Source organism: Alkalinema pantanalense CENA528, from assembly GCF_050753345.1.
GTDB lineage: Bacteria > Cyanobacteriota > Cyanobacteriia > Leptolyngbyales > Leptolyngbyaceae > Alkalinema > Alkalinema pantanalense.
Map to the genome: position 1 here is coordinate 1 of NZ_JBLZFX010000061.1, position 21,968 is coordinate 21,968.

General features: G+C 50.7%; 9 protein-coding genes. 1 reads left to right on the forward strand and 8 read right to left on the reverse strand.

Annotated elements, in window-relative coordinates:
* Positions 1 to 167: 167 nt before the first annotated feature.
* On the forward strand, positions 168 to 2,981 hold the full coding sequence (locus ACN4EG_RS17970) for an MGH1-like glycoside hydrolase domain-containing protein (protein ID WP_431631480.1): 2,814 nt from the start codon (positions 168 to 170) through the stop codon (positions 2,979 to 2,981).
* 136 nt (positions 2,982 to 3,117) lie between these two features.
* On the opposite strand, the gene hpf is transcribed toward ACN4EG_RS17970, so the two are convergent.
* From hpf to ACN4EG_RS18010, 8 genes are all read right to left on the reverse strand, one after another.
* On the reverse strand, positions 3,118 to 3,444 hold the full coding sequence (hpf, locus tag ACN4EG_RS17975) for a ribosome hibernation-promoting factor, HPF/YfiA family (RefSeq protein WP_431631481.1): 327 nt from the start codon (positions 3,442 to 3,444) through the stop codon (positions 3,118 to 3,120).
* A 173-nt stretch (positions 3,445 to 3,617) separates the two neighbouring features.
* On the reverse strand, positions 3,618 to 6,362 hold the full coding sequence (locus ACN4EG_RS17980; protein ID WP_431631482.1) for a bifunctional acetate--CoA ligase family protein/GNAT family N-acetyltransferase: 2,745 nt from the start codon (positions 6,360 to 6,362) through the stop codon (positions 3,618 to 3,620).
* 230 nt (positions 6,363 to 6,592) lie between these two features.
* The gene (gene adhE, locus ACN4EG_RS17985) at positions 6,593 to 9,295 is read right to left on the reverse strand and encodes a bifunctional acetaldehyde-CoA/alcohol dehydrogenase (protein ID WP_431631483.1); all 2,703 of its coding nucleotides are present in this window, start codon (positions 9,293 to 9,295) and stop codon (positions 6,593 to 6,595) included.
* Positions 9,296 to 9,566: 271 nt separating this feature from the next.
* On the reverse strand, positions 9,567 to 10,652 hold the full coding sequence (hypE, locus tag ACN4EG_RS17990; protein WP_431631485.1) for a hydrogenase expression/formation protein HypE: 1,086 nt from the start codon (positions 10,650 to 10,652) through the stop codon (positions 9,567 to 9,569).
* Between the two features lie 38 nt (positions 10,653 to 10,690).
* Entirely contained in the window at positions 10,691 to 11,845 is a 1,155-nt protein-coding gene (hypD, locus tag ACN4EG_RS17995; RefSeq protein WP_431631486.1) for a hydrogenase formation protein HypD, read from the reverse strand.
* A gap of 1 nt (position 11,846) precedes the next feature.
* Positions 11,847 to 12,101 (reverse strand): HypC/HybG/HupF family hydrogenase formation chaperone, encoded by a 255-nt coding sequence (locus ACN4EG_RS18000; protein ID WP_431631488.1) that lies wholly within the window; start codon positions 12,099 to 12,101, stop codon positions 11,847 to 11,849.
* 69 nt (positions 12,102 to 12,170) lie between these two features.
* On the reverse strand, positions 12,171 to 16,499 hold the full coding sequence (locus tag ACN4EG_RS18005; protein WP_431631489.1) for a DUF6519 domain-containing protein: 4,329 nt from the start codon (positions 16,497 to 16,499) through the stop codon (positions 12,171 to 12,173).
* 42 nt (positions 16,500 to 16,541) lie between these two features.
* Entirely contained in the window at positions 16,542 to 21,917 is a 5,376-nt protein-coding gene (locus ACN4EG_RS18010) for a hypothetical protein (protein ID WP_431631490.1), read from the reverse strand.
* Between the last annotated feature and the right edge of the window lie 51 nt (positions 21,918 to 21,968).

The following is a 21,968-nucleotide window of genomic DNA, read 5'->3' on the forward strand; positions in this document are numbered from 1 at the left end:
GTCGCATTCGGGGCTATTTATCCACCTTGCGCAAGCAGAATATCAATCTTTTAGACGCTCTCGTTGGATTGTTCTCGGGCAATCCTGTGTCGCTTAAACCACAGCCTGAGTAGTTACCCTGAAATTTTGATTTCCTGCTCATTCTTGTTGTAATTTTGGTGAATCAGATGAATGATACTGCTGCTAATTCTTTTGGTAATTTCTCTACTAATTTCTCCACTGATTCCTCCACTGATTCCTCCACTGACACCCAACATTCTGGACGAACCCAGGAGGAACTGCGTTTAGAAGAGGCTCGATCGCACGCAGCCCATTGGCGACGCTGGGGGCCGTATTTAAGCGATCGGCAGTGGGGCACGGTACGGGAGGATTACAGCCCCTATGGTTCCGCTTGGGATTACTTTAGCCATGACCAGGCGCGTTCTCGGGCCTACCGTTGGGGGGAGGATGGCCTGCTGGGGATTTCCGATAACCATCAGCGCCTATGCTTTGCGATCGCGCTGTGGAATGGGGAAGATTCGATCTTGAAAGAACGCCTATTTGGGTTGACGGGGAATGAGGGGAATCATGGTGAAGATGTCAAAGAATACTATTTTTATTTGGACAATACACCGACTCATTCCTACATGAAGGCGTTATATAAGTATCCCCATCAAGCATTTCCCTACAGCCAATTGGTAGAAGAAAATCGGCAGCGCGATCGCCATCAGCCGGAGTTTGAATTGTTGGACACGGGAATTTTTGATGAAAATCGCTACTTTGATGTGATGGTGGAATATGCCAAGCGATCGACAGATGATATTCTGATTCGGGTGACGGTAACCAACCGAGGGCCAGAAGTAAAAACGCTGCATCTGCTGCCTACTCTGTGGTTTCGCAATACTTGGTCGTGGAATAGAGAGTCATGGAATGGAGAGTCTGATAAACCGATCTTGCAGGCCCTTGAAGGTTATCACTTACCGATCGTTCAAGCTGCCCATCCAACCTTGGGTAAACGCTGGCTCTATGCGCAGGAAAACGGAGAAGTTCTGTTTACGGAAAATGAAACGAATAGTGAACGGGTCTTTTCCTTACCGAATGATTCTCCCTATGTTAAAGATAGCATTCATCGATACATGATCGAAGGTGAGAAAAATGCGGTCAATCCCGATCGTGTAGGAACTAAAGCGGCACTGCATTATCCGATGGAATTGGCTCCGGGAGAAGTGCGAACAGTTCAATTACGGCTGAGTGATCTATCTCCGGATCAGGTGGAAGCGCTGGCTTCGGATCGATCGGTGTTTACAGCTGAATTCGATGCCACGTTCCTAGCACGTCAACGGGAGGCGGATGAATTCTATCAACGAATTACGCCCTTTGCGCTGGATGAGGATGCTCGAAATGTCCAGCGGCAGGCGTTTGCGGGAATGCTGTGGTGTAAGCAGTATTATCACTATATTATTGAAGATTGGTTAAAAGGAGATTCATCAGCTCAACCACCCGCTGAACGAAAACGGGGACGTAACTACGAATGGGTTCATCTCCATACGGATGATATTTTATCCATGTGTGATAAGTGGGAGTATCCTTGGTTTGCGGCGTGGGATTTGGCGTTTCATTGCATTCCGTTGGCGATGATCGATCCGGATTTTGCCAAGTATCAGTTAGATGTGTTGACGCGGGAATGGTACATGCATCCCAATGGTCAAATTCCGGCCTACGAGTGGGCGTTTGGGGATGTCAATCCTCCAGTCCATGCCTGGGCGACTTGGCGCATTTACCAAATTGAGCAAAAGCTGTATGGCAAGGCCGATCGCGTATTTTTAGAGCGTGTGTTTCAAAAGCTCATGCTGAATTTTACCTGGTGGGTGAATCGCAAGGATGTGGAAGGCAGAAATGTCTTTCAAGGCGGCTTTTTAGGATTGGATAATATTGGTGTGTTCGATCGCAGTGCGGCGTTGCCGACGGGGGGCCATATTGACCAGTCCGATGGAACGAGTTGGATGGGCATGTATTGCCTGAATATGCTGACGATCGCCCTAGAACTCGCCAAGACCAATCCTGTTTACGAAGACATTGCCACAAAGTTTTTTGAGCATTATCTCTACATTGCCGATGCGATGAATCGGATTGGTGATATGGAAGTTTCGCTCTGGAATGAGGAGGATGGGTTTTACTATGATGTTTTGCATTTACCGGACGATCGACAAATTGAATTAAAAGTTCGATCGATGGTGGGTTTAATTCCATTGTTTGCCGTGGCGACGCTAGAACCTGAGACCTTGCAGCAATTGCCGAATTTTAAGAAACGCTTGGAGTGGTTTATTCAGCATCGATCCGATCTGCGCCGCAATGTGGCCTGTATGGAGACGCGCGGTGTGGGGGCACGGCGGTTGCTCGCGATCGCGTCTCAGGATAAGCTCCAGCGTATTTTACAAAAAATGCTGGATTCTTCCGAGTTTTTGAGTGACTTTGGGATTCGTGCGGTTTCGCGCTTCCATGGGGAAAATCCCTATATTTTCTATGCCAATGGTCAGGAATGCCGTGTGGACTATGAACCTGCCGAATCTAGTAGCGGTTTATTCGGCGGTAATTCCAATTGGCGTGGGCCGATTTGGTTCCCAGTTAATTTCCTGTTGATTGAATCTTTGCAAACGTTCCATCGCTATTTTGGGGCTGAATTTCAGGTGGAATGTCCGACGGGATCGGGCCAGTGGATGAATCTTCAGGAAGTGGGGAGGATGCTATCCCAACGGTTGACGCAAATTTTTCTGCGCAATGATGCTGGCGATCGTCCCGTATATGGGGGGAGTGCGATCTTTCAAACCGATCGCCATTGGCAAGATTTCATTTTGTTCTATGAGTACTTCCATGGGGATAACGGTGCTGGGATTGGCGCGAGTCATCAAACGGGCTGGACAGGATTGGTGGCAGCGCTGATTCAGCAGTTGGGAGAATGGGATAGGATCTCTGATCAGGCTATGGCTGATTTAGTTCGCTGAAACTGGCGTTGATTGTAGATGATACGGTAAAGCCGATCGTTGAATGAACGATCGGCGGGTTAACTCTAAATCAAGTCTTTAGGAGAAATGCTAATGCATAATGTAATGCGAGAGACAGTTTTAGAATCTTGGAAAATTAAGGCTGACGTAGGGCTACATAGTCTTGAAGTTGCCTCTTGGCGGCGTCAAAGGAATCTCTAATCGCAACGTAAAGATCTTCGTGGGAATGATTAGCGTCGGAATTACGATTGACAATGATTTCCTTGCCGGGAACTGAAAGATCGATGCGCACTTGGTAGAGATTACCTTGCTGATGGCGGCCTGCTGTGCTTTCTAGGGTGACTCGACAATTAGTAATGCGATCGAAGAACTGGGTGAGTTTCTCTACTTTTTCTTGAATGGCAGTTTCGATCGCGGGAGTAACGGAAAAGCTACGGCTGATGATTTGAAGCGGGATTTGCATAATTTACTCTCTCCGGTCGAGTCGAGTAACTTCTTTGTATGCTTTTAGAGTAAGACGCAAAGTTGAGGAACTTGTGAAGGGGATTGTAGTCTTTGTAACAATTGGTAACGAGGGATTGAGTGCGATCGGGTCAGCGCTGCCCAGATTCCCTCGCTTTCCTTTGATAGCGACGATTAAGCCTGGAGCGCGATTTCCGCTTCAATGACGCTGGGCTCGGCGGTTCTGCGCAGTTGAAAGCCGAGTTTCTCGCACACATGTTGCATATCCCGATTTTCGCTGAGAATGGTGGCCCGAATCCAATCTAATCCTTCTGCCTTGCCAATCTCGATTAATCGACGCAAAATTTCGCTGCCTAAACCATGGTGTTGATAGCGATCGCTGACGAGTAACGAAAATTCGGCTTCGTTGATGCCGTGCTGCTTGCTGAGACGCCCAATGGCTAAAATTTCCCGTTGTTCCGTTTCGGGATTTTGGTAATCAGCTACTAGCGCCATTTCCCGATCGTAGTCGATGCAGCATAACCGTAATAGCCGTTCATGGGCAATGCGTTGACTCAGTTTAATTAAATGGAAATAACGCAGATAGACACTCTGTTCTGACAGTGTTTTGTGGAACTGAATCAGCAACGGTTCATCCTCTGGTCGGATGGGGCGAATGGTGACGGTTGTGTTGTCGTTAAGGTGCCAGAGGGAGCAATATTGTGTGGGATAGGGGCGAATGGCGGGTTTAGCGATCGAGGTTTGGGGCGTGGCGCGATCGTGGAGCACAACCCGTCCATCCAACGCCATTAACGTATTTCCGTGGGCTAGGAGCGGATTGATTTCAATTTCCTTGATTTGCGGCTGCTCAACGATGAGTTGACTAAACCGAACAATTAACTGCTCTAGGGCGGCACAATCTACGGGCTGTTCACCGCGTACCCCTTGCAGTGCATGGTAAATTTTGGTACGTTCCATGAGCCGTTTGGCTAAGGTGGTTGTGAGAGGCGGTAGCGCGATCGCGACATCTTGAAAAACTTCCACCCACTGGCCTCCGGCTCCAAAGGCTAAAACTGGCCCAAACAGGGGATCGTAGCTACTCCCGATGATCAGTTCGTAGCCCTTCTGAGTCAACATCGGTTGGACGGTGACGCCATTGAAGGCCCTGTCTCCCGCTTTTTGCGTTACGGATTGCTGAATCGTTTTATAGGCTGTTCTCACAGCGTCTGCATTGCGAATATTCAGTTGCACACCACCGACGTCGGTTTTGTGGGTAATGGTTTGCGATAGCAATTTCAGAACGACTGGATACCCGATCGCTTCAGCAATTGCTACTGCTTGATCTTCATCCATTGCTTTCTGGGTTGCGACGATCGGAATGTCATAGGCTGCCAAAATCGATTTAGCTTCGATTTCGGTTAGCAATGTCCGATCTTGGTCTAACGCTTGCTGTAGAATGCTCTGAACCGTCGATCGATGGGGCGCGTGGTTGTTTTCAGACGATAAAACAGGTGTTTCATAGATACTGCGCAGGTTTTGGCTGTAGCGCCAAAGGTAGTTAAACATCCGCGCTGCCGTATCGGGAAAGGGGAAGGTGGGAATGCTGGCTTGGTTGAGCAGTTCTGCCCCGGCTTCCACTTCGATATCGCCCATCCAACTGGCCAAAATGGGTTTCCCGAGGTTGGCATATTTCTGCAAGCGCTGGGCGGTTTGGGTGGGATCGGTCATGGCCTGGGGCGTTAGAATCACCAGTAATCCGTCGCTGTTGGGATCTTGTGCGGCAATTTCAATGGCTTGGGCGTAGCGATCGGGGGTTGCATCACCCAAAATATCGATCGGGTTGCTGTGGCTCCAGTGGGCGGGCAGAACCTGGTTGAGGGCTGCGATCGTCTCGTCAGCAAGTTCTGCAAGCTGTCCCCCGTCGCCAATTAGTGCATCGGTGGCGAGAACCCCTGGGCCTCCGGCGTTGGTAATAATCGTGAGGCGTTTGCCCTTGGGCCGGGGTTGTTTCGCCAGAACTTCGGTGATGTCAAATAATTCGGAAATGCTATTGACCCGCAGCACCCCACATCGCCGTAGGGCGGCATCAAAGACGGCATCACTGCCTACCAATGCGCCTGTATGGGAGGCAGCGGCTTGGGCGGCGGCTTGGGTGCGGCCTGCTTTAATGACAATAATGGGCTTGGTCAGGGCGACTTCCCGCGCGGCGGACAGGAACGATCGCACATCGCCTACGGATTCCATATACAGGACAATGCTTTTGGTGTAGGGATCATCGCCTAGGTAGTAAATCAAATCGCCCCAGTCCACATCGGCCATAGACCCGATCGAAATGAATTTGCTAAACCCAACGTTTTCCCGGAAACTCCAGTCCAGAATGGCGGTACAAAGGGCTCCACTTTGACTGATAAAACCGATATTACCGGGTTGGGAGATCGTGCTGGCAAAGGTGGCGTTAAATCCATTCTGGGGATTCATGACGCCGAGGCAATTGGGGCCGATGATCCTGAGTTGACCACGCTTTGCCTCGGCTAAAACCTGTTGTTCTAAGGCCGTGCCGTCTGCGCCAATTTCCTTGAAGCCTGCGGATAAAATAATCGCTGCTTTGACGCCTATATCAACGCATTCGTGGACAATCTGGGGAACGGTTTGAGCAGGGGTAACGATAACAGCTAAGTCAATTTTTTCTGGAATGCTTCCGATCGTGGGATAGGCTTTGATGCCTAGTACATTATGGTGCTTGGGATTGACTGGAAAAACGGTGCCGCCAAAAGGATGGCTAATTAAATTCCAAAGAACGGTTCGACCTACGCTGTTGACTCGTTCCGTTGCACCAATAACGGCAACGGTTTTGGGTTCAAAGAAGATATCGAGGGGATGGTGCTCCGATCGAAGGATGTCATGGGCGCGATCGGTGCATTGGTTGACTGAAACTTGCATAACCCACTCCTTGTAGGTTGGCCCGTGTTGGTTGGCTTATGTTAATTGGCCTATGTTAATTGGCCCATGTTATCTTGACCCATGTTATATTGGCCCATGTTAATTGGCCTGTATTGGTTGGTCTCTGTAGGTTGGTTGATTCTGCTGTGGGGAAGGTCAGATTGTGGGTGGGTTATCTCATCAAACACACCCACAATTTGCTGTCCAACTTTGAGGCTACTCGTCAATCACTAACAACCAATCTTTTGTAGCCCATCGCTTGGGAAGTCCTCTGGCAACTCATTGGTTGCGAAGTTCGCGTTTGGTGAGGGGCCATGGTAGGCGGCGAGATACAAATCCTGTAAATCTTGGATCAAGGGATAGCGCGGATTGGCCCCTGTGCATTGGTCATCAAAGGCTTGTTCTGCCATAGTCTCTAGGTGATCCAGGAATTGCGGTTCATCGACGGCGATCGCGTCTTTAATGGTTGCAGGTACGTCTAATTTGCGTTTTAGGTCTTCGATCGTGGCAATCAGGCGTTCTACTTTCTCCGCTTCGTTGCTGCCGCCGAGGTTGAGATAATCGGCGATGCGGGCATAGCGCCATTTGGCGTTGGGGTATTTATACTGCGGGAAGATCGCTTGCTTGAAGGGAACATCCGTCGCATTGTAGCGAATCACTTGGGTGATCAGTAAAGCATTCGCTAGACCATGGGGCACATGGAATGCTGAACCCAATTTGTGTGCTAGGGAGTGACAAATGCCGAGGAAGGCGTTGGCAAAGGCCATTCCGGCCATGGTGGCGGCGTAATGAACTTTCTCGCGGGCCTTGGGATTGTCGGCTCCTTCTTGGTAGGCGGCGGGCAGATATTTGACGAGCAGTCGAATCGCTTCCAGGGCTAACCCGTTGGTAAATTCTGAAGCGAAGACAGAGACATAGGCTTCGATCGCGTGGGTGAGGGCATCCAAGCCACCGTAGGCGGTCAACTTCTTCGGCATGTGCATGACGAGTTCTGGATCGACGATCGCCATATTCGGGGTCAGGGCATAGTCGGCGAGGGGGTATTTAATGCCTGTGCGGGTGTCTGTGACCACGGCAAAGGGCGTGACTTCTGATCCGGTGCCAGAGGTAGTGGGAATGGCAATCATCATCGCCTTTTGGCCGAGAGGCTGCACCTCATAGACCCGCTTGCGAATGTCCATAAAGCGTGTGGCCAAGCCCTCAAATTCCGTCTCCGGTTGTTCGTACATCAGCCACATGACCTTGGCGGCATCCATGGGCGACCCGCCGCCGATCGCGATGATGACATCCGGCTCAAACAGTTGAATTTGACTCAGACCCCGTTGCACGGTATCTAGGGAGGGATCGGGTTCGACATCGTAGAACGTTTGATGGGTGATGCCGAGATGGTCTAAGGTGTCGGTGATGGGTTTGGTGACGCCAAGGTCAAATAACGGTTTATCAGTGACGATAAAGGCGCGTTTCCGATCGGTGATTTCCTTCAGGGCAAAGGAAACGGCTCCGTACTTGAAGTACACCTTGGGCGGCACACGGAACCACAGCATGTTTTCCCGCCGTTCGGAGACGGTTTTGACATTCAATAAATGGTGGGGTGCGACGTTGGCTGAAATGGTGTTACCGCCCCAGCTACCGCATCCTAGCGTTAACGAGGGATCAAGGTGGAAGTTGTAGAGATCACCGATCGCGCCTTGGGAGGACGGAGTATTAATTAACACCCGTGATGTTTGCAGATGGGTTTCAAATTCTTGAATGTGACGGTGGTTATTCGGTGCGGTATACAACACTGCGGTGTGACCTTTTCCGCCAAATTCAACGAATTTTTCTGCGGTTTGTACGGCTTCCGAAAACGTTTGCACCCGATACATGGCCAGAATCGGAGTTAGTTTCTCATGGGAGAAGGGTTCTGATTCCCCAATGGTTTCAACTTCAGCAATCAAAACCTTGGGCATAGTTGGGGGCGTGCCTTCTGGAGTGCCCCAGCCTTCCAGCGTTAGTCCAGCAATCTCAGCAATTTTGGCGACGGGTTGCCCGACGATCGCGGGATTCATATGGCCATCTTCGAGGACGTGCTGACGCAATTGATCCTTGTCTGCGGGGCTGAGGAAGTGGGCACCCCGATCGTGGAATTCCTGTTTAACGGCTTCGTAGACTTCATCCATCACAATGACGGCCTGTTCACTGGCGCAGATCATGCCGTTGTCAAAGGTTTTACTCAGCAGGATGGAGGAGACGGCCATTTTGATGTGCGCGGTTTCGTCAATCACCGCTGGGGTATTGCCTGCACCCACGCCCAGGGAGGGATGGCCGGAGGAGTAGGCGGCTTTCACCATGTTGGGGCCACCCGTTGCAATAATCAGCTTGATGTCGGGATGGCGCATCAGAGCTTGGGACAGGACGACGGTGGGTTCCTCAATCCAGCCAATGATCCCCTCGGGGGCTCCGGCGGCGACGGCGGCTTTCAGGACGGTTTTGGCCGCTTCGATCGTGCATTGTTTGGCTTTGGGGTGGGGTGAAAAAATAATGGCATTGCGGGTTTTCAGTGCCAGCAATGCCTTAAAGATGGTGGTGGAGGTGGGGTTGGTGACGGGGACAACGCCTGCAAGGATGCCAACGGGTTCAGCGATTGTCTGATAGCCCAGGGCCTCATCTTCTTCTAGAATGCCGCAGGTTTTTTCGTGTTTGTACTTGTTGTAGATGAATTCTGAGGCGAAGTGATTTTTGATCACTTTATCTTCTATGATGCCCATGCCGGTTTCCTGGACGGCGAGCTTGGCTAAGGGGATCCGGGCGACGTTGGCGGCCTGGGCGGCGGCTTTAAAGATGAGATCGACCTGTTCCTGGCTGTAGGTGGCAAAGGTCGCTTGGGATTCTTTGACGGACTGAATCAGGGTTTCGAGAGATTGGAGATCCGTAACATGCAGATGAGTGACCATGAGGAAAACCCTCAACTGATTGCTTCAAAACTTTTGATTTTTACTATAAGGAGTAGAGTTGAGGATCTTGTGAAGATGGCTAGAAACTTAATCATTATGAGTGTTTCCTGATAAGGTTGGGGTTTCCTGATGATTGCCCAGATCTGGAAAAGCAACCGTATCAATAGCTGCGGTAATAATCGCATCAATAAATTATGGTAACAATCGTATCAATAACTGCATTGGCAACCGTATTAGCAACTATATTAGCGACTCCATTAGCAAATTGTGATCAGCAAATTCTAGGTAAAGGATCTCCGCTGAGTTGCGTGAGAATGCGCTTGACCCCAAGAGAATTGCGGATGGTGACGTAGCCCCGATCGAGGTTGGGAGCCTTCGATCGCACGTGACCAATGACACAGGCTTGCTGGGGAAAATATTGATTGAGGATGCTTAAGGTGACTTCGACGGTATCGGGGGGCACAAAGGCAATAAAGCGTCCTTCATTGGCGACGTAGATGGGATCAAGCCCCAGAATTTCGCAGGCTCCGCGCACGGCTTCGTGGACGGGAATGGCTGCGTCGGTTAATTCAATTTCAACGTTAGCGGCTTCTGCTAGTTCGATCGTGGCGCTGGCGAGTCCGCCTCGGGTCAGGTCGCGGAGGCAATGGAGGGGGATGCCTTGATCGAGTAATGCCAAAATCGGCTCTGCTAGGGGGGCGCAGTCACTTTCGATCGGGCTGTCAAACTGGAGTCCTTCTCGTAGGGCCATGATGGCCATGCCATGCCGACCCAAATCACCGTTCAAGAGAAGGACATCGCCCACTTGAATTGATCGAGGGGCTATCGTTGCAGAGTGTTCTACAATACCAATTCCCGTAGTGTTGATAAATAGGCTACTACCACTATGACCCTGATCATGGTTACGATCGACAACTTTATCAATAACTTTTGTGTCTCCTGTAACGATCTGGACTTTTGCTTTGTCTGCGGCGGCTTGCATTGACTGGATGATGTTTTCTAGGGTCGCGATCGGGAATCCTTCTTCGATAATCAATCCAACACTGAGGTAGCAGGGACGGCTGCCAGCCATGGCTAGATCGTTAACGGTTCCGTTGACCGCTAGGGAACCAATATCTCCACCAGGGAAAAATAACGGTTGAATTACGTAGGAATCCGTCGTAAATGCAATCCTAACGTCACCTAGGTTAATGACAGTGCTATCGTGACGTTGATTGAGGAGAGAATTATTGAAACTGGGTAAAAATAATCCTTCAATGAGCTGCTGCATCAATTTCCCACCCCCACCATGTCCCATGAGAATCTGTTCGGTTTGGTGAAGCGGTAAAGGACAGTTAAAATCGACAGAATCCTGCATGATGGTGATTAAAGAAATTCGTGGACTCTAGTGGGTCGTTAGCGCGAGGTGGACGGGTGAGAACGGGTGAGGGATTGATAGTGGTAATAGGCGGCGCAGGCTCCTTCTGAGGACACCATGGGAGCTCCAAGGGGATGCTCGGGGGTGCACCGGGTGCCAAAGGCGGAGCATTGGTAGGGTTTCTGTAAGCCTTGTAAAATCAAACCGCTGATGCAGTCGGAATTTGGGTTCTCTTCTGTGTTTTCTTTTAGGTTTTCTAAAGTATTGCTGGAAAGGCTCAGTGGTGGTAGGGCAAAGCGTTGGACGGCGTCAAAGTTAGCATAACTAGGCTTTAATCGTAATCCGCTGTTGGGGATAGTTCCTAGGCCGCGCCACGATCGATCGCAGACCTCAAACACCTGTTGCATGGCTGACTGGGCGGTGAGATTTCCTGTCCGCTGTACCGATCGGGCATATTGATTTTCCACTTGGGCGGTGCCCGCTTCTAATTGCTGCACACAGTGATAGATGCCCTGCATGATATCCAAGGGCTCGAACCCTGTGACGACGATGGGAACGTGATACCGATCGGCGATCGGGTCGTATTCCTCGTAGCCCATGATGGTGCAAACATGTCCTGCGGCTAAAAATCCTTGAATTTGGCAGTGGGGAGCGGCTAACAATTGTTCCATGGCGGGGGGAACGAGGACATGGGCCACTAACATCGAAAAATTGCTCAATGGCTGTTGCTGGGCAAGATGCACTGCCATGGCGGTGGCAGGCGCGGTGGTTTCAAAGCCCACGGCAAAAAAGATGACTTCACGATCGGGGTTATCCTGGGCAATTTTCACCGCATCCAAGGGGGAATACACGGTTCTGACATCGCCGCCCTGGGCTTTGACGCTCAGTAGGTCGCGATCGTGGCCGGGAACCCGCAACATGTCCCCAAAGGAGCAGAAAATCACCTGCGGTTGGGCGGCGAGCCAGAGGGCTTGTTCGATCGTTTCCATGGAGGTAACACAGACGGGGCAACCGGGGCCATGGACGATCGTCAGGGCGTTGGGGAGTAATTGGTCGAGGCCAAACTTAACGATCGTGTGGGTCTGTCCACCACAGATTTCCATAATTGTCCAAGGCTGTGTTGTGATGTCTGCTATCTTTTGTGCATATTGTTGAATGGTTGATGCATTGCGATATTCATTAATATATTTCATCCTACGCCTCCTCGGATGCCTGTGCTTGGGCATTGGCCATGGCTTCGAGGTCGGCAAAGATTTGCTGGGCTTGGTCAGCATTGAGAATGCTAATGGCAAAACCTACGTGAACAATGACATAGTCGCCAACTTGTACTTCTGGAACATAGGCCAAATTGACTTCTTTCGTAATCCCTCCAAATTTAACGAATCCCGATCGGGTTAGGGGCTCATCGTTGGTAATGTTCAAGAGTTCTCCAGGAATTGCAAGACACATGGTAGGAGGTTGCCTAACTCAGGATTAGTTCACAGTAATTTGGGCCGATCGAGGATGAAAAATTCCTACTCATAGAAGTCTATATAGCCGATTCAGGGATTCCTGTTGTTCTAACTGTTTTACTTTATCAGTGAGGTGATCGATTGTTTTCTGTTGTTGTTGTATCACGGTCGAAAGTGTTTCAATCATTGTTCGATCGTCTTTAACGGCTTTTGTCAAAATTGCAACAATGTCCAGAACTTTAATGGCTTTTCCTTCAGAATCGGTTAATAGCTCTGGGGCTTCTTCTGCAATAAATCCGGCATGTAAAGCTGCATGGTGATCATTTTTGAAACTGAATTTTACAGGTGTTAACTGGCTGAGCAAGGTGGAAACTTCTTGGCTAGAGAGGTCAACGATCTGATTTTTCAGGGTTTGGGAGGAAGGAGAGGCCAATCTTCCGGAGATAACGTCACCTTCGATCGTCCCATACACCTTGAGTGCGATGTCATCCTGGGGATCGCCCCCAATCCCTGCTTTACCCCGGACAGTGAGGTCATGATTTAGGGCGAGGGTGTTGGTTAGGTGATCGTTCAGTTGGGAAAGTTTGCGATCGACGTAGGTTTTGACTGCTTTTTGGGTGGGAATGGTCAGTTCAGAAAATTCGTTGCCGGTGGGGAGGAGAGTGTCGTTGGGGGAGAAGTTATTGATGGGGACGCCATGCAGGAGTTGAATGACTCCGCTGATGGTGAGATTTTGGGTGAGAAAATCTTGGGTGCGTGACCCCCCTTGGTTAGCTTTGCTATTTAAGCTATTTTGGAGGTTGTTTAAGCTGCTTTGGATGTCGGCTTGGAGTGGTTGAATCTGTTGATCGACGTAGGTTCGCGCTTCGGAGAGAATGGCCTCTCGATCGCTTTGGAGTGGTTGAATCTGTTGATCGACGTAGGTTCGCGCTTCGGAGAGAATGGCCTCTCGATCGCTTTGGAGTGGTTGAATCTGTTGATCGACGTAGGTTCGCGCTTCGGAGAGAATGGCCTCGCGATCGTTGGTTCCCCGATTGAGAGAAAAAACACTAAGGGGCGTTGTTGTGGCGGCGGCGGTAGGGGTAGCGTTCGATCGGTTATTGGCAGCGGCTTCGTCTCTTAATTCCTGTCCTAGTTTGGTAATTTCTCGATCAACATAGCTAATATCTGCTTTGGTACTTAGAGTAGGATTAAGACTTCTGATTTGACTATCAACATAGTTATCAACATAGGTTTTGACAGCGGACTCAGTGGGTAGCTTCGAGTTACCTGCGGTTGAGCTAATATTGGATGTAAAGGCAGTGATTAAGATTGAACCTGCGTTGAATTTTAGATTTCCTGCAATGGTTAGGTGTTGGGTGTCGAACGGTTGGTTGAATGCTCCAGTTTTATTCGCTTTTGTATCAACGGCAGCAGCGATTGTGCTAATCCGATTGGTGATGGGTTGTAGGACAGTATCAACGTAGGTATCAATATAATCCTTAACGGTTCTGTCTGTAGGAATGGCTGTGTGAAAATCTGTTAGAGTTCCATTGGCAGAAATACTATTGATAACTACTCCTGAACTGCCCAGAGTCAAGGTTGCAGCAGTTATACCGTTGGTCACAGAGAGTGAATTAAATTGTCCATTGCCTGAAAGACTTAAGCTGTCCCCGGTTAAGATGGCTCCGTTGATGGTTCCTGTTGCAGTCAGACTGGCTGCGCTAATGCCATTGGTAACGGTTAAATCGCCTAGTTGACCACTTCCAGTGATTTCTAGACTATTGCCTGTGATTTTGCCAGTCGCAGTGAGGCTGTTGGTACTAGTGTCGTTAGTTACTATAAAAGAGTTGGCTTGACCGCTGCCGGATAGTCTTAAACTCTTGCCTATTAATGTATCTCCTTCAATATTGCCTGTAGTATTCAGGCTTGCAGCAGTAACTCCATTCGTTACCTGTAAGGAATTCAGTTGACTGTGCCCTGTAATCTCTAAACTGCCCCCTGTAATATTCTCCGTTGCTTTGAGACTTCGGGTTTGAATGTTCTGAGTGATGGTAAGGGACTCTAGCTGGCCGTTACCTGTAATTTCTAAACTTGCGCCCTTGATTTTTCCAGTGGCCTCTAGGCTACCGGTGGTAATGTTATGGGTAATCGATGCAGAATCAGCGGTGATGGCGGCACTGGCATGTAATGCTTGGGTTTTGATGTTGCCTTCGACGTGGAGCGTCTCGATCGGTCGATCGGTGCCAATGCCGACGCGCCCTAGGGGGGTTACGATGAACTGGGGTTTGGCATCGCTATCTTCCAGTCGAACGATCGTAGGTTGATAGGTAAAGGAAGGGCTACTGGCTGTGACTGGTTTCTCTAACTTGGCGATCTTAGCGTTGGAGTCTTGAGGGTCGGCATCTACCGATAATACAGAGTTTCCAGTTGTATCGCCACTGATAAACAAGGTATCGCCTGGATGAAGTTCCTGAACGCCAGAACCGCTTAATAGTGTCTTGTCTGAGGCATCGACGGACAGCGTTCCTTGAATGGGTTTGGTGGGCGTATTGCGGACATGCAGCCGTGCGATCGGTTGCTTGGTGCCAATTCCTAAGCGACCATCAATGCGATCGTTGCCTGCGCCTTGGTGTGTAATGTAGAGATTATTCTGAAGTTCCAGCACTCCACTGAGGACGCCTCCAATAGATCCTAAGCAGCTACTGAGCGGTGGAAATAATAATCGACTATCTTGTAATGATTGCGTAATAAATTGTTTTGGCTGATTTATTGGATTAATAACAGCATTGCTAGCTGCATTAGTAGTCGAACCACCAACAGAATTACCGATCGAATCACTATTCAGATTAACCAGAGAATTACTAGAAAGATTTTGAGGCAAATCTCCTGTGGTCTTCAATTGCACCATGGCTAATAATGCATAGTGATGTTGAATGCCTTGGGGCGGCTGGGCAAGGGGTTGGGCAATGCCTTGGGAGGGCTGGTCAAGGGATTGCTCAATGCCATCGCTCGGCCAGTCAATCTGATCAATTCTTGCTGCAATTAACCAATAATCGCCCGTTTCGTAAATAGAATTTTCAGCAAACTTAACCTTAATTCCTTGTTCTAACTCAATATATTCCTTGTTGGTGGGAATTTCTGCGAGGGTTCCCATATGCCATCGCCGAACCACAAGATTGCTACCTTCGGGAATTGGCCCTGTGAGCCGCGATCGATCGAAGGTAATTTTGCGAAGTGAAGCACTCTGGAAGGGAACTAGAACACCGGGTTGGCCGTTTAATTCATTTTCCTGACTTGTTATTTCTAACCACCACTGTTCTGATTTCAAGGATTGCCATCCCTGTTGATCAAATTTGGTGACAATGACGTTATCTTCAATTTTTTCGATCGCGCTGGCTACACTTGCATTATCCCGTGACCATTTGAAGGTAGCAGTTCCTAAGGTTCCTCCTTGGTGAATTTCAACGCGATATAATTGATTCTCCAAGGGTTGCTGCGCAAAGGACTTAGCCGTCATCAGCGCTTGGCGATCTTTGTGATTTTGGACAAATAAATTCCAGCGATCGACTAAAATATCGTACTCCGTCTCATCGGGTGCCGCTGGGCTCGGGAGGCTGGGTAATTCATCCGTTGCTTTGAGTTTTAATTGCCAGATGGTTTGCGTGCGGGTGGTGGTATCCGGGATTTCCAATGCCTTTTCGCGAATTGTTGAATCCTCCACGGCGGTAATGTGCCGCTCCCAAACATCTAAATAAACGGCATAGACTGCGGATTCCTGGAGGGAAAGGCTGGGGGCGCGGTAGTCCGGCTGGGTAAGATAGGTTACCAGGCGGTGAGCGGTTGTGGGCACCAGAATGTTTTCGCTCAGGGTGAGAACGCCCGTCTGACGATCGACGTTCGTAATTTTTACCCAGAGATCGGTCTGATTGAGGGCTGTTTCCGGGGTGGAATTAACGACGTTTTGTTTGGGAATGGCGAGCCACTGATTGGGTTCTAAGGGCCGACCATCAACAATCAGGGTGGAGGCACGGACAGTTTTTGTGGGGTTTTGTGCGTTTGAAGGCGAGTTGAGGGTGGTAATGCCTGTATCCGCCAGCGTTAAATTAAAAGCTGTGCCAATTTCGGCTTCGCAGAGAATGCCATCAACGTAGAACCGTCCCGCAGTGATGAGTAAATCCTCAGCAGTATTCGGCGAATCGGAAGGGGCTAGGGCCTTAACTTTAAAGGCTTCTGGGTTGGAGGTGCCAGAGGTGCCACCAATCATGTCGATCGCCTGAGATCGGGCAATATAGGCTTGAATATCCACTTGCTCATTCCAATCGGAATCGAGAAGCAAGCGACCCTGTTGCATCCGGACGCTGGTGAAGTGTTTTTGGGGATTGAACCGCAGTTGAGTAAAGTCGCCGCCCTTCATGGAAATTCTCCTCTAATCAATCGAAATTTAATGGATATGCAATCAAGTCATGTAAAAAATACCTGCCTCTAATCCAAATCGAAGGGATTCTTCTAGGCTAGCTTGCAAACTCTTTTCCCGTTGCGATTGCTTTAAAAAGTTAAACACCCCCATTTCTGCGCCATCTTCTGCACCCGTATAAAGTTCTACGGGACAGGTTCGATCGAGTTGGCCATAGCTGGGATTGCCCGATTGAAGGTTGGTAAATCGGGGTTGGAGGCGATTCATAATTTGTAATTTCTCTTCTAAATTGAGTATTCCACGGTTCATTGCGGCCCATGTTTTGCCTCCATCGATCGACTGGAAGAAATTCCCAACAACTGTGCCCATCTGAAGGGTTTTCGTCACTGGATCGAGGCTAAGTGCTGTGATGGCTGCGCCTCGGGTGATGCCATTGTTAACAGTGAACGGCTCCCAGGTTTGGCCACTGTCGATCGAGTGCCAGAGTTGGCCGTCGTCGGTGGCAGCGTAGAGTGGGTGGTGACGCACATAGGGGGTGCCGCTGGGCAGATCGGGACAGAAGGCCGAATCAACTTCTAATTGATGGTTGGACTGAATTTTAACGATCCGGCGGGATTGATCTAAGGCGGTTAGGATGTCTCCTTCTTGAAAATCTTCGGTAAAAAAGGTATTGGTTCCAATAATTTGAACGCCTTGGCTCGAGATCGTTCCCCTCGGTAGCGGACGCGGTAAGGTGGCAAGGGCGGTAATCCGGGTCTCTATGAGTCCTCCGGGTTCCCAGCGAGGTTGTCCGGGACTTAACCGAAAGATGCCATCCTCGGTTCCCGCAAACAGTTGGCCATTGCGATCGACGATGAGCGCGCTAATGTCCCGATCGGTCAGTCCATCGCTGACCGCTGTCCACCGCAGTTGGGGGGAAGTCAGATCGGCCAAGGCTGCCCGGAACACACCATTTCCCGCAGTGCCCAGCCACAGGTCATCGGCATGAATTAATAAGGCGGTGATGTTGGGGTTGGTTAAGCCCGTGTTAATTGTAAAAACTGTACCGGGTGGGAGGTTGGGATGGAAGGGGGCATTGAGGGTGAGGCGATAGTTATCGGTGATCTTGACCACTTTTCGACTTTGTCCCGCAGCGTTGATCAGATCTCCGACCCTGAGTTGGCTAACAAATGCGGTGGGCTGTTCTGCATTGCTTGAACCTATGATGCTCGTTCCATTGCTGGAAATTGTTCCTTGGCCTAGATTTCGGGTGGTTAATACCCGAGGGTTGTGTCTTGTGTCTTGTGATATGACTAGTAATCCATCGCCTGCAGTGGCTGCGAGTAAATGGGTCGCTAATGCACTGTTCTCGACAGGAAGGATTTCTGTAATTTGAGTATTGATCGCGGGTAGGTTGACCGATCGCCAAAGAATGGGTTCTCCTAACGTTAGTCTGTAGGGATTAAACCGATCGGCCTGGAAAAGGCTACCGTCTGCGCTGCCCGCCCAGAGGGTGACCGAGCCATCGGTTTGCGTATGGGCTAGGAGGGTGGTAATGGTGCGATTGGCGGGTTGTTGGGGCAGGGCTTCCCAGGCTTGTGCGCCAGATTTCCAAACGAAGATGCCGCCGCCTGCGGTACTGGCGATCGTTGTGGCTAGGGGGCGATCGGGGGTTTCTGGATTGGGATAGTTAAGGGCAACGATCGCGCTGACGGGTGCGGGTAAGGGATTCAACGTTTCCATCAGGGCTTGCTGGGGTTGACAGCGGTAACGTGTGGGGGTGCGCGATCCTTCAGGGACGTAGCAGAATCTCAGACAACCGACCTGTTGCCGTAGCGTTGTCACTTTTTCGGTAAAGAGACTATTGCTAGCTTGTAAACTGCGTGCTTTAACTGATCCTAAGACAGTTGTTGTATTAACTGTCATCGCTGCCCCGATCGCGAGAATTGCCGGTTGAAGTACGTTCTCTGGATTGTTGGCATTTTCGTTATCAGAGACATTAAGAGAACCATCGATAATGCAATCTTCAAGCTGAAGTTTGGGAACGGTATCCGCTAGCACTAACGATCCGGTCAGGCTCCGTTTGAGGCTGATTTCTAAGCGATCGTTTTCCCCTGGAATGTCCTCAGCGGCATCTTCCCAGGGATTTTCGGGTACCTGTTCCGCTTGGGAGAATCCGATCGCGCTTTGAACTCCAGTCAGCAGATCATTAAAGCCTAAAAAGGCCAGCCGCATCAGTTGCGCGAGATTTTGTTTGGGGGCGCTTTTATCGAGTCCTAGGCCGAGGCGAAACAGGTGCTGAATCAAGATCAGACAGTAAATAATTAACGCGAGGGGACGGGTTAAGAAAGAGCCGCATTCCTCAGTATCCTGGGGCGCGATCGCTTCGACGACTAATCCCTCGGTGGGCGATCGTAGGGTGCAATGGCGAATTTCTAGGTGCTGAAGTTGGCCAGGAAGGATGCGCAGTTGGCCTTCAATCAGTAAGCCGTCGAGGGTGAGTTGGTTAAAGACAACAGCCTCTAGGGTGGGGGTTCCCTGGAGGTTGAGATTGCCGTGGAGGTGGGGCCGATATCCATTGGCGGCAAGAATTTCTAGCTGACGATCGGCGGGCAATTTGACCGTGAGGTTGCCGGAATAGGTGCCATTGTCGCCTAGGACGATCGTGCCTTGGGTCGAATTGCGCGGTTCTTCAGGAATGATGCCGAGATATTGCCAGCCAACGCCATTGTGATCGGGTAATGGCTCGAGGTCGGTGAAGCCCAAGGCGGGGGAATCAGCAATAAAGAGAATTAACGTGCGGCCTGCGTAGAAGCCCAAGTCAAATTGACAGGCTTGTTCTAACGAGACGATCGAGCCTTCGCCATCGATCGCCTGACCGGGCTGGATTTCAATTCTAGCTAAGGGTTGATTGGGGGCGACGGGGGCAAGGGTTAAGCCGTCTAAAATTCGCCCCGCTGGACGTAGCCAGGATGGTCGATCGCTACCCTGGGGGGTTTCTAGGGATAATGCTTCCGGTGTAAGATAGAGATTGGCTAGAACAATGTAGGTTTCTAAATCGAGGGAATGCTCCTGGGAATGTACAGTACGATCGATCTTGCCCGGTTGAATAATTTGCGCAGTTCCTCGCGAATAGCGACGATCGGCCCCTGTGAATAGCACCAATTGCACAGTTTGATCGCGGTAGGGTTCCAAATTAAAGGCTTCCTGTCCAGTAAATGGGATGATGGCTCCCAGACTGTCCTTCGCTTGCCCCGCGCTGATCTGGACGGCGAGACGATCGGCGATGGGTGTGACTTCTAAGCCTTCGATAATTCGGGCGACGGGCATGAACGTGGCTTCTACCTGGGGAATATCGAGGTAGGCAAGGTGGAGGGTTTCCCGACGGGGATTGGGCTGTGTATTCGGTTGTGTGGCTTGTTTTTGTAATTCGGCTAGGGGGATAAATTCGATCTGTTGCGTTGTGCCCGACAATCGCCGTTCGATCGCCCAAACTAATTCGCCCCGTGTTCCCTGGTGGCTACGTAAATCAATGGCTTGGTTATCAGTCTGCGTGATGATGTTACCTTGACGATCGACGGCGGTACCTGCGGTGACAATCACTTCCATGCGCCCGTGGGGGGTGAGCACTTTGAAGCCTTGGACGATTCCGGCGTGAAAGGTTTGGTCGGGGTTGGGATAGTCGGGCAGGGCGGTCATTTGGCCGTCCCATAATTCCCAACCTGCCAACGGAATCAGCATTCCTGCTGGATAGGATTCGAGAACCGTTTCGGGAATCAGTTGGATGGGGGGTGGGAAGGTTTCTGAGAGCGGCAGGAGGGAGGCGACAACGATGAACCGTTGGGTTTCCAGGGAAAGTTTAGATTGATCGATTAGGGGTTTAAGGTCCAAGCTGAGGGGTTGGGCGATCGTGATCGATCGGCCTTGGGCATCTATGGCCAAACCCGAATAGATCACTAGCTGCGGTTGCAAGCAGCCGAATCCTTGGACAAATTCCACGGTTAATCCTTCGACGATGCCGGACTGAAACGGTGGCGGGGCGGGTAATTTGGCATCACCGATGATGCAGCTGACCCGATCGGGGGGCAGGATGATTTTCTGGAGGGGAATGGCGGTTTGATCCCGGAGGGCTTGCCAGGTTTGCACGGTGCGATTCCAGGCTTGGACTGCGCTGGCAAGCGGATTGGCCTGGGCGGATGCCGCTTGCTGGACTCGCCAAACTAGGGGATCGATCGCTTCAGCAAAGACGCTGGGATCTGCGGTGGCGTTGATGGAGAAGGCTTGGGTGAGGGGATTATCGGCGACTTCTTCCCGGTTGTACGGCCCACCGCCCACGTCACCACTGAAGCCATAGAGATAGCTGACTTCGACTGTTTTGGGGAGGGTGGTTCCAAGGAAGGCGAAGCGCCCCTGTTCGGGATCGATCGCGACAGTGGCCGGGGGCAGGGCGGTGGGGATAATAGATTGCCAGGAAAAATCTTCGGGATGGTTAGGCGTATTCTTGGTGAGCGATCGAATCTGAATTTCCTCAGGGGGAATGGGCTGCGGCTGTCCATCGATAAAAATTTGCAGGATGGGATTGCGGCCAAGGTAGTGGGCGACGGGGAGCGGCAATCCTTGGTTGTGGGCATGGCGACGATCGGCCAGTTCCTGCTCCAGTACAATGCGCCGTAACGGAGCGGGGACGTTGTATTCTGCGGCAAGGTGGAGAATGTCGGTTTCGGTTTGGGGGTGATTGAACAGGGGCGTGCGATCGTTGCCGAGGGGATCAAAGGTGTAGTAGCGGCCTGTGGCGGTACTGTCTGGCCCTGCGACCCGTCTTGCTAAGACCCGTTCTAGGGGATAGCTTTGCAATCGCCAAATGAATAATCCAATGTGCTGCACACTGTAGCGACCGCGATCGCGGGGTTCATTGGGAACACCCATCCTGCGAATTTCGGCGGTGTAAGCTACCCGTTGTTCAAAGGGACTACCAATTTGATCGGGTCGGCGGTTCGATCGTAAATCCACCGTCGTCAGTTCTGGGCGGACATGGCTGAGGTTTTGGGTGGTGGCAATGACTTGGTAAAATTCCACGGCCCGCGCCCGCCAATCGGTGACATCGCGGACTAATTGTTCTAAGACGGTGGCGGTGCCTTTGCGACGGCGGTAGGCGAGGGTATTGGCGACGTAGGCGCGGCGTTGTTGTTGCCCGTAGGTTTGCGCGGATTCCCCGTAGAGTTCCTGGGTACTGAGTAGATCGCCAATGTAGGGCACGACCCATTCTGCACAGGTTTCGATAAACCAGTTGTCGTAGAGATCGGTAATGTCCTGCTCAATGATGCGAAATTCACTTTCCACCGCTGCCAGTAAAGCCCGCAGGGGTTCACCTTCGGCAATGTCGCGTTGCCGATAGAGGGCAGGGAGGAGACTGTAGAGGCGATCTAGGGGCGGGTTCATGGGTCTAGTGAATAGAGCGGTGTATCAAGCGGTGTATCGAGCGGGCTTATC

Excerpts from the sequence above, each read along its gene's own strand:
- ACN4EG_RS17970 (WP_431631480.1), top strand. The coding sequence starts at position 168 with ATGAATGATACTGCTGCTAATTCTTTTGGTAATTTCTCTACTAATTTC.
- hpf (WP_431631481.1), bottom strand. The coding sequence starts at position 3,444 with ATGCAAATCCCGCTTCAAATCATCAGCCGTAGCTTTTCCGTTACTCCC.
- ACN4EG_RS17980 (WP_431631482.1), bottom strand. The coding sequence starts at position 6,362 with ATGCAAGTTTCAGTCAACCAATGCACCGATCGCGCCCATGACATCCTT.
- adhE (WP_431631483.1), bottom strand. The coding sequence starts at position 9,295 with ATGGTCACTCATCTGCATGTTACGGATCTCCAATCTCTCGAAACCCTG.
- hypE (WP_431631485.1), bottom strand. The coding sequence starts at position 10,652 with ATGCAGGATTCTGTCGATTTTAACTGTCCTTTACCGCTTCACCAAACC.
- hypD (WP_431631486.1), bottom strand. The coding sequence starts at position 11,845 with ATGAAATATATTAATGAATATCGCAATGCATCAACCATTCAACAATAT.
- ACN4EG_RS18000 (WP_431631488.1), bottom strand. The coding sequence starts at position 12,101 with ATGTGTCTTGCAATTCCTGGAGAACTCTTGAACATTACCAACGATGAG.
- ACN4EG_RS18005 (WP_431631489.1), bottom strand. The coding sequence starts at position 16,499 with ATGAAGGGCGGCGACTTTACTCAACTGCGGTTCAATCCCCAAAAACAC.
- ACN4EG_RS18010 (WP_431631490.1), bottom strand. The coding sequence starts at position 21,917 with ATGAACCCGCCCCTAGATCGCCTCTACAGTCTCCTCCCTGCCCTCTAT.